The following is a 288-nucleotide window of genomic DNA, read 5'->3' on the forward strand; positions in this document are numbered from 1 at the left end:
AAGTACTCGTACCACTCCACCGCAGAGGACGCCGCGGCGAGCTGCGCCACCTTTCGCGGATGCCTCGCTGTTGCCTTTTCGTCAGTCATTGAGCGTGCCCTTCAAACTAATCGAGAATGCCGCCGAGGTCGACATACGGCAGCAAGAGAGGAATGACGCAATCGAATCGAGAGCTCGTCGTGCGCCTGCGTTCAGAAGCGCGTTGCGCTGATCACATACTTTAAGCCAAGAATCTCGAACCGTGAAGCCTTTTTGAGAGAAGTATCCCGAAAGAGTGAGAATTGTTCG

At 54.5% G+C, this 288-nt stretch carries 1 protein-coding gene; it reads right to left on the minus strand.

What is annotated here, in order from left to right; all coding sequences use genetic code 11:
- Positions 1-81: 81 nt before the first annotated feature.
- Positions 82-288 (minus strand): hypothetical protein (locus tag CVH10_RS26750; protein ID WP_219924864.1); only part of this gene is annotated, 207 nt, incomplete at its 5' end.

Origin of the sequence: Halomonas sp. ND22Bw (assembly GCF_003011945.1) — a bacterium.
Lineage (GTDB): Bacteria > Pseudomonadota > Gammaproteobacteria > Pseudomonadales > Halomonadaceae > Halomonas > Halomonas halophila.